This window comes from Dysgonomonas mossii DSM 22836, assembly GCF_000213575.1.
GTDB classification, from domain to species: domain Bacteria; phylum Bacteroidota; class Bacteroidia; order Bacteroidales; family Dysgonomonadaceae; genus Dysgonomonas; species Dysgonomonas mossii.
In genome coordinates, this window is record NZ_GL892004.1 from 516,027 (window position 1) to 529,304 (window position 13,278).

General features: G+C 39.8%; 8 protein-coding genes. 4 read left to right on the forward strand and 4 right to left on the reverse strand.

What is annotated here, in order from left to right:
- Window positions 1-199: 199 nt before the first annotated feature.
- Window positions 200-808 carry a porin family protein gene (locus HMPREF9456_RS02240; protein ID WP_006841826.1) on the forward strand — a complete coding sequence of 203 codons (609 nt, stop codon included), beginning with the start codon at window positions 200-202 and terminating at the stop codon, window positions 806-808.
- A gap of 235 nt (window positions 809-1,043) precedes the next feature.
- On the opposite strand, the gene HMPREF9456_RS02245 is transcribed toward HMPREF9456_RS02240, so the two are convergent.
- Complete coding sequence (locus tag HMPREF9456_RS02245) at window positions 1,044-1,763, reverse strand: DUF5131 family protein (protein ID WP_018074677.1); 720 nt, start codon at window positions 1,761-1,763, stop codon at window positions 1,044-1,046.
- A gap of 115 nt (window positions 1,764-1,878) precedes the next feature.
- Between HMPREF9456_RS02245 and ffh the strand changes: the two genes are divergently transcribed.
- Complete coding sequence (gene ffh, locus HMPREF9456_RS02250; protein WP_006841828.1) at window positions 1,879-3,198, forward strand: signal recognition particle protein; 1,320 nt, start codon at window positions 1,879-1,881, stop codon at window positions 3,196-3,198.
- A 77-nt stretch (window positions 3,199-3,275) separates the two neighbouring features.
- Here ffh and trxB read toward each other — a convergent pair whose 3' ends face one another.
- The 3 genes from trxB to HMPREF9456_RS02265 form a co-directional block, all read right to left on the reverse strand.
- Complete coding sequence (gene trxB, locus HMPREF9456_RS02255; RefSeq protein ID WP_006841829.1) at window positions 3,276-4,217, reverse strand: thioredoxin-disulfide reductase; 942 nt, start codon at window positions 4,215-4,217, stop codon at window positions 3,276-3,278.
- A 113-nt stretch (window positions 4,218-4,330) separates the two neighbouring features.
- Window positions 4,331-4,969 (reverse strand): outer membrane lipoprotein periplasmic chaperone LolA1, encoded by a 639-nt coding sequence (lolA1, locus tag HMPREF9456_RS02260; RefSeq protein ID WP_006841830.1) that lies wholly within the window; start codon window positions 4,967-4,969, stop codon window positions 4,331-4,333.
- Between the two features lie 105 nt (window positions 4,970-5,074).
- Window positions 5,075-7,564 (reverse strand): FtsK/SpoIIIE family DNA translocase, encoded by a 2,490-nt coding sequence (locus HMPREF9456_RS02265; RefSeq protein WP_006841831.1) that lies wholly within the window; start codon window positions 7,562-7,564, stop codon window positions 5,075-5,077.
- A 214-nt stretch (window positions 7,565-7,778) separates the two neighbouring features.
- Between HMPREF9456_RS02265 and HMPREF9456_RS02270 the strand changes: the two genes are divergently transcribed.
- Both HMPREF9456_RS02270 and HMPREF9456_RS02275 read left to right on the forward strand, forming a co-directional pair.
- Window positions 7,779-10,625 (forward strand): TonB-dependent receptor, encoded by a 2,847-nt coding sequence (locus tag HMPREF9456_RS02270; protein WP_006841832.1) that lies wholly within the window; start codon window positions 7,779-7,781, stop codon window positions 10,623-10,625.
- A gap of 195 nt (window positions 10,626-10,820) precedes the next feature.
- The gene (locus HMPREF9456_RS02275; protein WP_006841833.1) at window positions 10,821-13,217 is read left to right on the forward strand and encodes a TonB-dependent receptor; all 2,397 of its coding nucleotides are present in this window, start codon (window positions 10,821-10,823) and stop codon (window positions 13,215-13,217) included.
- The last annotated feature ends 61 nt before the right edge of the window (window positions 13,218-13,278 follow it).

The window sequence follows — 13,278 nt, forward strand, 5'->3', positions numbered from 1 at the left end:
AAATTATTCTTGATAACTTTTTACATCTTTTAAATAAAGGTTTTATTATACTGGGGTAACGAAGTCCGTCGGCTTTTTTACGGTATATACAATAAAAAACATGGTGCTGATGAAGCTTTCTTTATATCCAATTTTTTGTCAAATAGAATTATTTGTCTAATTTAGGGTGCTTAAGAACCAGAACTAATTTATTAATATTATGAGAATTATTAAAATTTCTTTTGCTTTGCTTGTTGCTTTGGTAACAAGCGTTAGTATGTTTGCACAATTGCCTGTATCTCTAGGAGTAAAGGCCGGAATGAATTTGACCGAGTTGCAAAATGTAGATGATGATAATAAGGTTGGTTTCAATATTGGGTTGACTGCCGAGCTTGCATTGCCAAGTAGTTTTTATTTGATGTCGGGACTTGAGTTTACAACGAAAGGGACTAAGGGTAAAAATGTACCAGTTGATGCTTCCGGTACGAAGGATAAAGTTACCTATAATTCGATGTATATTCAATTGCCTATACATGCCGGATATAAACTGGATTTAACACCCGGTACTAAACTCGTATTCCGTGCAGGGCCGTATTTGGCTTATGGAGTAGGGGGAAAAATAAAATCGGATGCAAAGCAATTTGAAGATCAGGACTTCTTTGGAGATGATGCCAATCGTTTCGATTTTGGAATTGGCGGAGCTGTAGGTGTTGAATTCCTAAATAAAATAAATGTTAGCCTTGGTGCCGATCATGGATTAACCAAAGTATTTAAAGATACTAGAATCAAAAATCGGGCTGCATATATCAGTGTAGGATATAAATTCTGATCCGTTCTATTGTAAGCTTATTAAGAACTATCTGTCTTGATTTACTTTTTGCATTTTCAGCTATAAAGTTTATCTAATAAGAGAGGGTTCTTTGATATAACAGGGTGACAAAAGGTGACACTTTAAAACATGCTTAAAAGTGTCACTTTTGTCACTTTTTGATTGTAAGTGATTGATATGTAGTGAATACGTTTTTTCGCTGAATTGTCACTTTTTAGACTTTTATCGGCACTTTTTATGGTTTATAGTTGATTCCGGCTTTGCGTGCCTGAGCATGTTGCAGTCTTCTGGGAACATTATAGAGCCTTCCATCTTTTATCAGTCGCGAACCGGTTTGCTTAAACCAGAATGATATGTTATTCGCTATACATAGCTCGTGCAGTTCCATGATCCAGTCGAAATTGCAAGGGCGTGCATCTTGACCCGATTCTCCTCCGGCGGTAATATGCTCTACCCATGACCCGATGTAAGGGTTCAGGTCTATCCTTTCCAAGAGGGGTTCGCATATAATCATTTTGTGTTTGATGGGTGCCGCCTTATAAATGGGTAGCCTATAGTCGGCTCTGTCCTGATTCTCTACCGTGCAGCAAATGGTGACATTGTCGTAGCCATCGCCCCAATCGTCGGGAAGCCCTACTGTCAGTCGATCGATGCGTTTGGTTATCATCAGAAAGGTTAGGTCGCTTCGTTCCCTTATCATTCGCCATGCTTCGGGACGCCATTGGTCTGCATCTTTGTTGAAGAAGTCGGATGTGAAGCAGGTGTATACTTCTGTGCCGGATGGTATTTTGTATTCTCCGTTTCTCTTTTTCCGGATGGGTACATCGAAGTTTTTTGTTTGGGTTACAATCGTGCTGTCTATGCCTCGTCTTGCATCACCACGATACACATAGCAGTGTTTGCAACCTTCGCTTATCTTGTGGCAGCCGTGCCACGGATTCCATAGTGCTGACATAATCATTCTTTGTGACTTCAAATATAAGAAAAGCATAGTGAGTTTTTCACTTTATACCAAAAGTTTATATCTTTGTGCACCCATGTAATTTGATTATAAATAACAACCATATAATATGTTCGAAAGTTTAAGTAATAGATTAGAGCGCTCGTTTAAGATACTGAAGGGTGAAGGTAAAATCACCGAGATAAATGTTGCGGAAACCCTAAAGGATGTTCGCCGTGCTTTATTGGATGCCGACGTAAACTATAAGACAGCAAAACAGTTTACCGAGACTGTGAAGGAAAAGGCAATGGGGCAGAATGTGCTTACTGCCGTTAAGCCTGAGCAATTGATGGTGAAGATAGTTCATGACGAACTTGCTGCCTTGATGGGTGGAACCGCTACAGATGTTCATCTGAAAGGCAATCCGGCTGTAATCCTTATGTCGGGTCTTCAGGGTTCGGGTAAGACTACTTTCTCAGGTAAGCTTGCCAAGATGCTGAAATCTAAGAAGGGCAAGAATCCGTTACTTGTAGCCGGAGACGTTTACCGTCCTGCTGCGATCGAACAGTTGAAGATATTAGGAGAGCAAATCGAAGTTCCTGTATATTGGGAAGAGGGAAGCAAAAACCCGGTACAGATAGCTCAAAATGCAATTAAGCATGCAAAGCAAAATGGCAATGACCTTGTCATCGTCGATACCGCCGGTCGTTTGGCTATCGATGAAGAGATGATGAAAGAGATCACAGCGATTAAAGATGCTGTGAAACCTGACGAGATTCTCTTTGTGGTAGACTCTATGACAGGGCAGGATGCTGTGAATACAGCAAAAGAATTTAATGACAGGCTCAACTTCGACGGGGTAGTGCTTACCAAGCTAGATGGTGATACGCGTGGTGGTGCTGCGCTTTCTATCCGCTCGGTTGTAGACAAGCCGATCAAGTTTGTGGGTACAGGCGAAAAGATGGATGCATTGGATGTATTCCACCCTGAACGTATGGCAGACCGTATCTTGGGTATGGGTGATATCGTTTCGCTCGTAGAAAGAGCACAGGAGCAATACGATGAAGAAGAAGCACGTCGCCTGCAAAAGAAAATAGCAAAGAACCAGTTTGACTTCAACGACTTTATCGGACAGATACAACAGATCAAAAAGATGGGTAACCTGAAGGATTTGGCATCTATGATTCCGGGAGTTGGTAAAGCTATTAAAGATATGGATATTGATGATGATGCTTTCAAGAGTATCGAAGCTATTATTTATTCGATGACACCGAAAGAGCGTTCAACTCCTGAGATCTTGAACGGAAGCCGTCGTGAGCGTATCGCTAAAGGTAGCGGAACATCTATCCAAGAGGTGAATAAGCTTATCAAGCAGTTTGACCAAACTCGTAAGATGATGAAGATGATGACTCAGATGAAAGGTGGCAAAATGCCGAATATGAGAAGGTAATTCTTTATAGAACGATATATAAAAAAGAAAATCCGGATCATATGATCCGGATTTTCTTTTTTTAGTATATAGATGCCTTACAGGCCTTTTTCGCTTAAGTATCTTTCTGCTTCTATCGCAGCTTGACAACCACTTCCGGCAGCTGTAATCGCTTGACGATATATAGGGTCGGCTACGTCTCCTGCGGCAAAAACGCCTTCTACTCCTGTTTTTGGAGTACCTGGTGTTGTTATGATATATCCTACAGGGTCGAGGTTAAGCTGCGCCTTGAATATGTCGGTATTTGGCTTGTGTCCTATAGCAAGGAAGAATCCGTCGATCTTGATATCGAACTTCTCTTCGTTAGGTTTGCCTAAGTGTTTTACTACATGTACACCTTCTACGCCATTTTCGCCAAATAGTCCTGTAGCATTACATTCGAACAAGATCTCTATTTTAGGATTTTGCATAGCTCTGTCTTGCATCACCTTCGATGCACGTAGATATGGTTTACGTACAATCAGATACACTTTCTCGGCTAGTCCTGCCAGATAGATTGCTTCTTCACAAGCTGTGTCTCCACCGCCAACAACGGCTACAACCTTTTTGCGATAGAAGAATCCGTCGCATGTAGCACACGCAGAAACTCCCATGCCTGCATATTTAGTTTCGTCTGATAGACCTAAGTATTTGGCACTGGCTCCTGTTGCTATTATAACAGTATCTGCTTCGATCACTTTTTCTCCATCGATAGTCACTTTGTGTGGATGAGAAGAGAAGTCTGCCGCTGTAGCTATGCCAAAGCGTACATCAGCACCAAAGCGTGTGGCTTGTTTCTTTAAGTCTTCCATCAACTCGGGGCCGGTAATACCTTCAGGATATCCCGGAAAGTTTTCAACCTCGGTAGTTGTGGTTAATTGTCCTCCGGGTTGTATTCCTTCATATAGTACCGGAGAAAGATTTGCTCTCGATGCATAAATAGCTGCAGTGTATCCCGCAGGTCCTGAGCCAATAATGAGGCAACGTACTTTTTCGTTCATGTCTTATGTTTTTATATGTTTTGTTTATATTTTATACAAAGATATAGAATTCGCTTATATCCTCAAAGGTTATTCGGTTCGTATTTTCTATGTAATGATAAACACAATCTATGTTATCTAAGGTCTACAATTTCTGCACTGGGATAATCTTTCTTATTGAAAGAAAAAGTAGCATCAGAAATATTACTCCCTGTTTGATAGCTTTTTATAGATAAGATATTTTGTATGCCGGCTTTATCTGTCAGTGTGATCTTTGAGAATACATTGCTGGCTTTATCTATTTGTACCAGTATTTTGGTGATGTCTGCATTTTTCTTTTGGGGAATGAGTTCTATCTCCAAAACGGTTTTTCCTCCTATTCTTTTTTCACCTTTATATGATAGATTATAGCCTTTCTTATAAATACTGAAAAGCATAGAAGGGCTTATTCCTTGTAGCTCTGCACCTGTAGGATTGCTGATGTTTACCTCTTCAGTATCTTTTACATATACCCATTGTGTTTTACCATCGAACCAAGTAATAGCATCGGGTATTTCTATCTTGAATTTGTCTCCCTTCATATAAGCCTTGCCATCGTAGCTATATACCAATTTAGCCTTTGTGTCTTTAGAGTCTAAGGTAAAGCTTGCTACAACTCCTCCGGCTTTGTTGTATGTTTCGGCGGCCTTGTCTAAGATCGTGCGTGCATCTTGTGCAGAAGTGCTCAATGTGAATACTAAGAGTGATATAAGGGAAAGTAACTTTGTTTTCATCTTTTGTTATATTGTTTAGCTTCTTTGACTTTGTTATTCATTAAAGGTTTAAATATTAAACTTTCCTAGTCTTTTTTGTATAATCATGTTGATCCCTAAGGCGGCTTAGCCAAATGAATTTAACTTCTGTTCTAAGCTGTATTCGTCAGCAATAAGAACATCACGAGCCTTGCTTCCTTGTGTTGGCCCTACTATCCCTGCTGCTTCCAATTGATCCATCAGGCGACCTGCACGGTTGTATCCGATAGAGAATTTACGCTGTATTAGCGATGTCGATCCTTGCTGGTGAACTACGAGAAGGCGTGCAGCTTCTTCAAATAGTGGGTCTTTATCATTGAGGTCGATACTTCCACCTTTGTCTTCGCCCATCTCGCTTATATATTCAGGGAGTTCGAATGCGCTCGAATAACCCTGTTGATTTCCTATATATTGAGCGATACCTTCCACCTCAGGAGTGTCGACAAAGGCGCATTGGATACGTACAAGGTCACTGCCCTGTGAGAAGAGCATATCTCCACGTCCTATCAATTGATTGGCACCTGACATATCAAGTATAGTGCGGGAGTCGATCTGCGAAGTGACACGGAAAGCCATACGGGCAGGGAAGTTCGCTTTTATCGTTCCTGTAATGATATTTGTTGTCGGACGCTGTGTTGCTATCACCATGTGCATACCTACGGCACGAGCCTTTTGGGCAATACGGGCGATAGGCATTTCTATCTCTTTTCCGGCAGTCATTATCAGGTCGCCAAACTCGTCGATGATAATAACCAGGTAAGGCAGAAAGCGGTGTCCTTTCAATGGGTTTAGTCGGCGTTTGCGGAACTTTTCATTGTATTCTTTTATATTACGCACTCCGGCATTCATAAGCAGCTCATAACGATCATCCATCTCTTTAGTCAGAGATTTTAGCGTCTCAGTCACTTTGGTGACATCGGTGATAATCGCTTTTTCTGCGTCAGGGAGTTTTGCCAGATAGTGTTTCTCTATTCTTGAATAAATATTGAACTCTACCATCTTTGGGTCAACCAGTACCATCTTCATTTCGGCCGGATGCTTTTTGTATAGTAACGAAGTTATTATGGCATTTAATCCCACCGATTTTCCTTGTCCTGTTGCTCCTGCTACCAGTAAGTGAGGCATTTTGCATAGGTCGAACATGAAAATCTCATTTGTGATTGTCTTCCCTAAAGCAACGGGGAGATCGAAAGCACATTCCTGAAATTTGCGAGAGGCGATTACAGATTGCATCGAGACTATCTGAGGGTCTTTGTTCGGAACCTCAATTCCTATCGTGCCTTTACCCGGCATAGGGGCTATAATACGTATACCCAGAGCCGAGAGGCTAAGAGCTATGTCGTCTTCGAGGTTACGGATCTTTGAGATGCGTACACCTGCTTTTGGTACGATCTCGTATAAGGTGATTGTAGGTCCTACAGTTGCTTTGATGGATGTGATCTCGATACCATAATTTTGTAGAGTCGTGATGATCTTACTCTTGTTGGCATTCTGTTCTTCCATATCTACACCTTTGCCTGTCATGTCATATATTTTCAGCAATTCTGTAGATGGGAAATGGAAGCTAGATAGATCTTTGGTCGGATCGTATTCTTCCATCTCTTCGCCTTCGGGCAAGAAGTCCGGAACATTTTCCGTATTCGTAACAGACTGAGGATTTGCGGGAGGAATAAATGTATTTTGTGTAGGATTAAATTCTTCATCCTCAGGTATTACAATCTCGAAATCGTTGTCGATCTTCATCGATGTTACCGGCTTGTCCTTTGTTTTCTTATCCTTTGCGGTAGCTGTAGGTAATATAAAGTCATCTCCTAAGTCCTCTGTTTCCGAAGATTGATCATCCTCTTTTTTCTTTCTCCTTAAAAAGCTGAACCAGCTTTTCTTTTCTTCAGCCCGAAGCTCTTCTTCATATACCTCTTCTTCCTCTTCGATTATCTCTTCTTCCTGATTAGAGCTTTTTAGTGGATTCTTAAATAGTCCACGGAAGAATTCCATAGAAGCTTTCTTTGTAATGATAAGGAATATAATGAGTAGAAGAATAATAACCATAATAACGCCCGGTATACCCAATGCGGCTTCCAGTATTCTTTCTACCCACATTCCGTGACGACCACCCCAAAGGATGTTGCTTCCGTCGTTTATCAGTCTCGAAATAAAAGCACATGTAATAGAACCCCACACAAGGGCATAAGCCATAAGCAGGAATGAACGGATAGCCGAAATGTTGACGACACGCATCAACTTCAATCCCATCAGTATAAGATATACCGGGATAAGCAGCGAGAATATTCCAAACCAATTGTTTATAAGCTTCTCTGCGACGAATGCACCTACAACACCTGTCCAGTTGCTTATTTCCTGTTTGTGAGAAATAAGATCAAGAAAGAATTTATTTGTTACCTTGCTTTGATCGGCAGCACCTGTAAAGAAAAATGATATTTCTCCCAGTAGTATGTATGCCCCAAAAAATGAGAGACAGACTCCCAATAGGAATTTTGTACGCTCTTTTTTTATGAATTCGATGAAAGAGCTGCTTTTATCTTGAGTTTTCTTTTTCCTGACTGTTTTTTTTGCCATATCGTGAAGCGGTAAAGCTTTTTATTTTTCTTTTAAGTAGGTTATATTGGATACAAAGATAACTCTTTTTCAGAAAGATTATCTTTGCCGTTTCTTCTTTTATAAAGATATAAAAAGATAGTAAAATAAAAAGATTTATAAAAAATAGAAATATAATTAAACCTTTTAATGTTTTGCCAGTCACAGAAATCAGTCAAAAATAATTAAAAGGAAAATGAAAAGGAATATCCCCATACTTTTATTTCTATGTGCATTTTTAGGATTGAGTGCACAATCGCAGACCACAGCGATAACAGGAACAGTATTCGACAATGAAATGAAAGAGCCGATAGAGATGGCCAGTATAAGAATCCTAAATGCTAGAGATAGTGCGTATGTAACTGGTACAGTGACGGACGAGAATGGAAAATTCAGCGTAGGAGTCAGACAAGGACGCTATATTGCTCAAATATCATTTATTGGATATACGGATCAGTACTTCAAAGCAAATGCCCAAAAGTCTGTGTCCCTTGGCGATATATACATGAAGGAGGATGCTATTATGCTTGGGGAGGCTGTAGTGGAAGCTAAAGCTATAGAGGTACAAGTGAAAGGCGATACCATAGAATACAATGCCGACTCGTATAAAGCCCAGCAAAGCGATGTGGTAGAAGATATGATAAAACGAATGCCCGGCGCTGAAATAGATGAGAATGGAAAAATAACAATCAACGGAAGGGAAGTTAAAAAATTCCTTGTAGACGGAAAAGAGTTTTTCAGCGATGACCCCAAAGTTGCATCTAAAAGTTTGCCCGCTAATATTATAGATAAGCTTCAGGTGCTTGATCGTAAATCTGACATGTCTCAGATGACCGGCTTTGATGATGGCGATGACGAAACCGTGATCAATCTAACGATAAAGAAAGGTATGAAGCAGGGTTTTATGGGCGATACTTATGTCGGCTATGGAAGTAAAAAGCGTTATGAAGCAAATGGGGTATTTAATTATATGCGGGATAATATTCAAATTACACTGTTGGGAGGATTAAATAATACAAATAATGCCAGTTTCTCAGATTTTGCCTCGAGTGCCTTTGGTGGACGTGGCGGAGGGCGATTGAGATTTGGTGCTAACAATGGAGTTGCAAAAACACTAAATGGAGGGTTGAACTTTGCTACTGAGTATTCGGATAAGCTAAAATATGGAGGAAATGTTCGGTATGGTTCTGTGGATAATGATGTATCTATTATGACAAGCAGAAGATTTACAGGAACCAGTCAAACTCAAAATGGTAATTCGTACGGAAATAATAAAAGTGATAACTTCGGTGCAAACTTTCGCTTCGAATGGACTCCCGATTCACTGACAAAGATCGTTTTCAGACCGAATATACAATACAATAAGAACAGAAATGATCAAGAGGGGGAAAGTGAAACTTCATTTGCTGATAATCCTGAGAGAAACTACAAGGAATCGTCTTGGAATACGGTTGATGGAAAGGGGCTTTCCTTGAGCGGAAATCTCGATATCAGTCGTAAGTTGAATAATCAGGGGCGAGTACTGAGTTTCAGTTTTTCGGGTGGACTGAATAATTCGGACAGTGAAGGCTATGATTACTCTCACTCTATCTATGCAGACCCTCTTAAGAATGATTCCATCAGGGATCAAAAGTCATTGCAGGATGACAAAGGTTATAATTGGCGTGCATTTGTTTCGTATGTAGAGCCTTTGGGAAGAAATAATTTTTTGCAATTGACTTATAATGTACGTAATAACCATTCTGAGACTGACCGCAAGGCTTACAATAAAGATGCCGAAGGAAATTATAATGTGATAGCTGAAGAATATACACGTAATGTGAAGAATGACTTCCTTAACCAGAATGTTTCTCTAAATTTTAAATCGATTAGGCAAAAGTTCGATTATACATTGGGAGTCGGGTTAGAGCCATCGAGGTCTAAGACCAGTATTTTTCAGCCCGGCCAGCCTGAAAAAGATATAAAGCCCCGCAATTCTCTGAGTTTTGCTCCTAATGCCCAGTTTAATTATAAGTGGGATAGAAGAAATACACTTCGGGTAGATTATAGTGGTAGAACATCGCAGCCTACGACAACCCAGCTATATGATGGAATCATATCTCAGAGCGGGTTTGATGTTACTTATGGTAATCCCGATTTGAAGCCAAGCTTTCAACATAGCTTGAGAGGACGATATCAGAATTTCAACACAAACAGAAATTCAAACTTGGCTATTTTCACAAATTTCAATTATACAATGGATGCTATCGTCAATGTTTCTACATACAAAGATCAGGGACGTGAAATGACCTATAAGAATGTAGATGGCAATATGGATGGTTTTATGGGTTTGACGTATAATACTCCACTTCGAAACAAGAAGTTCTCGATTAATACGTTTACAATGGGAAGATATGCCCACAACACTACATTTATAAATGAAAGGGAAAATAAGGCAGATACATATAACTTTAGAGAGAATATGACATTGCAGTTTCGCACCGGTTCTCTTGATGATCAGATAAGAACGTTGAGCGATGCTCGCTTTTTGTTGAATATCGGCGGTAACTTCGGATATAACAATATAAAAAATACAATATCAACCGATCAGGACAGAGAGACATTTAATTATGGAGCGAAGGGTGACTTCACCACTTATTTCCCTTTGGGGCTTACTTTGCAATCAGATATTCAATATTCGACCAACTCGGGTTATACTTCCGGTTATAAATTGAATGAATGGCTGTGGAATGCTTCGGTAACTTACAATATGGATTCGATGCTGAAAGGTATATTTAAAAACAAATATACGGGAAATGCTTTATTACGGTTCAAAATATATGACATCTTGCAGCAGAGAAGTAATATAAATATCGATCAGAATGCATTATATATACAAGAATCCATTTCTAATACGATCAATAGTTACTTTATGGTCAATTTTGTGTATAAGTTCCAGATATTTGGAAAAGGTACAAAAAGAGAAGATATGGATGGAGGAGATAGAGGCTGGGGAGGTAGAGGCCCCGGAGGTCATCCGGGAGGAGGCCCTATAGTGTTTTAAATACATAAAATGAAAAATCTGTAATTTAAATATTGCGGATTTTTTTCTTTTATAGATATAGAGAGGATACTTATTATAGATTACTATAACGTAAATAAAATACCTAGAAATAGTGATTGTCGGATTTTTTTGATTTTTATACCTTTGCGTCGCATCCAGAAACAACAATTTATCTATTCTTATTTTAAACACACTATGAATTTTTTAAAACGTCTTTCTAAACACTTTCTATTGTTTATTATCCTTCTATTTTTCTCTTCGTTTATACATGCTAATTTGATCAGGACAGATGCCAATATATTTGGTCATGTCGTCAATGCTAAAACAGGCGAGCATATTCCATTTATAAACGTTGTACTGAAAAATACAACAATAGGTGTGTCAACCGATGCCACCGGGCATTACTCCTTAACGAACTTACCTGAGGGAAGGTTTATAGCCGTAACACATGGAATCGGATACAAGCCGCAGGAAAAAGAAGTTGAACTTAAAAGAGGCAAATCTATAGAAATTAACTTCGAGGTAGAAGAAGATGCTCTTAATCTTAATGAAGTAGTGGTAACCGCAGGGCGTACATCGCAGAAACGTACCGAGGCTCCTGTAATTGTGAACACGATAAGTACAAAGATGCTTGAGACCACACAGTCGGTAGTATTAGGTGAAGGACTTAACTTTTGTACAGGTCTACGTTATGAAAATGATTGCCAGAACTGTGGCTTTTCGCAAGTGAGAATGAATGGGATGGAAGGTCCTTATTCTCAGATATTGATAAACAGCCGCCCTATATTTAGCGGTTTGGCGGGAGTATATGGGCTTGAACTTATTCCGTCTAATATGCTTGAACGTATCGAGGTAGTCAGAGGCGGTGGCTCTGTTTTATATGGTTCGAATGCAATTGCAGGAACAATAAATCTTATACTTAAAGATCCGAAGACAAATAGCTTCGAAGCCGGCCTGAATACATCTCTCATCGGAATGGGGGTAGGCGGTTCGAATGGCTCTGTGGCAGATTATAACGCTACGTTTAATGCTACATTGGTAACCGAAGATCATAAGACGGGTATCTCTGTTTTCGGAAATATGCGAGATCGTAATATGTTTGATGCAAATGGCGATAGCTTTTCGGAAATAGCACCTATGAAGAATACGGTTATCGGAACTCGTATTTTTTATCGTCCGGCATACAGAAGTAAATTGAGCCTCGACTTTTTTAATATCCGAGAAGAGCGCAAAGGAGGGAATAAGCAAGACTATCCCGACCACGAAAGAGATATCTCCGAGTCGGTAAAGCATGATATGATAACCGGGGCATTGACATACGAGCAATATTTCAGAGAGAGTGATTTGCTTACAGTATTCGGTTCGGGGCAATATCTTGATCGAGATTCTTACTATGGAGCCAAGCAGTCGTTGAGCGATTATGGAAATACAAAGGATAAAACCTATAATATGGGTGTTCAATATAAGTTGTCGGTCAACGATGTCTCTACATTAATCGGTGGAGTGGAGCATACCGGCTCGCACCTTACCGATATGAAGCTAGGATATCCCGAATATAAACTGAATGAGGGAGGTACAGATATCATTGTCACGCATGTTCCGAATCGTATAGTATCCGATCAGGCTTTGAATATTACGGGAGCTTTTGCACAATATGAGATAAAGGTAGGAAAAGCAAAGTTCCTAGCCGGAGCACGTGTAGAACATTACTCTATTGATGATAAGCAGACCGATAGCGATAAGTCGGGAACGGTAGTTGTGCCCCGGGCAAGTATAATGTATGATATTTCATCATATTTGCAGACCCGTATTGGTTTCTCAAAGGGGTATCGTGCTCCTCAAATTTTTGATGAAGATCTTCATATAGAAACATCCGGCTCTCGTCAGGTAATCAACAAGAATGACCCACATCTAAAACAAGAAAATAGCTCTAGCTTTACATTATCCTTCGACTTTAATAAAAAAATAGGAAGTATCAATACAAATATTTTGGTAGAAGGGTTCTATAATAAACTGCATAATCCATTCAGAAACGAAATTGGTGAGCCTGACGAAAATGGAACAGTGATTTATACTCGTATCAATTCTAAAGATGGAGCTGCTGTTCAGGGTGTAAACCTAGAGGTGAAGCTTATGCCGTCCGATAAATTAAGTCTGAATGCAGGATTTACTGTTCAGTCGAGCCGATACAAAGTGAGTGATGAAACCTTCGGTGAAAAGAGGTTTTTCCGAACACCGGACGCTTATGGGTTTTTAGCGTTGGATTGGGAGTTTGCTCGTAATTTTGGGGTATCTGCAACGGGGAATTATACAGGCAAAATGTTAGTTCCGTACTTTGGTCCCGAGATCGCTAACCCCGAAGCCGGAGAATTGCGCAAGTCAAAAACCTTTTTTGATACAGGAGTTAAGTTCCATTATGATATGAGGCTTGCGGGTAATATTACTATAGAATGGTTTGCAGGTATGAAAAATATTTTCAATTCATATCAGAATGACTTTGATAAAGGCATCGACCGTGACCCTTCATACATTTATGGTCCTAGCTTGCCACGAACCGCATTTTTAGGTTTTAAGATTGGAAATTTGCTATAGCGACACACCTTCTCTTTATTCTATATGATTTACTTAGAGGTAATTAATTGTTCCTTTCGGA

Coding starts and splice junctions, on each gene's coding strand:
- HMPREF9456_RS02240 (WP_006841826.1), top strand. CDS start 200: ATGAGAATTATTAAAATTTCTTTTGCTTTGCTTGTTGCTTTGGTAACA.
- HMPREF9456_RS02245 (WP_018074677.1), bottom strand. CDS start 1,763: ATGTCAGCACTATGGAATCCGTGGCACGGCTGCCACAAGATAAGCGAA.
- ffh (WP_006841828.1), top strand. CDS start 1,879: ATGTTCGAAAGTTTAAGTAATAGATTAGAGCGCTCGTTTAAGATACTG.
- trxB (WP_006841829.1), bottom strand. CDS start 4,217: ATGAACGAAAAAGTACGTTGCCTCATTATTGGCTCAGGACCTGCGGGA.
- lolA1 (WP_006841830.1), bottom strand. CDS start 4,969: ATGAAAACAAAGTTACTTTCCCTTATATCACTCTTAGTATTCACATTG.
- HMPREF9456_RS02265 (WP_006841831.1), bottom strand. CDS start 7,564: ATGGCAAAAAAAACAGTCAGGAAAAAGAAAACTCAAGATAAAAGCAGC.
- HMPREF9456_RS02270 (WP_006841832.1), top strand. CDS start 7,779: ATGAAAAGGAATATCCCCATACTTTTATTTCTATGTGCATTTTTAGGA.
- HMPREF9456_RS02275 (WP_006841833.1), top strand. CDS start 10,821: ATGAATTTTTTAAAACGTCTTTCTAAACACTTTCTATTGTTTATTATC.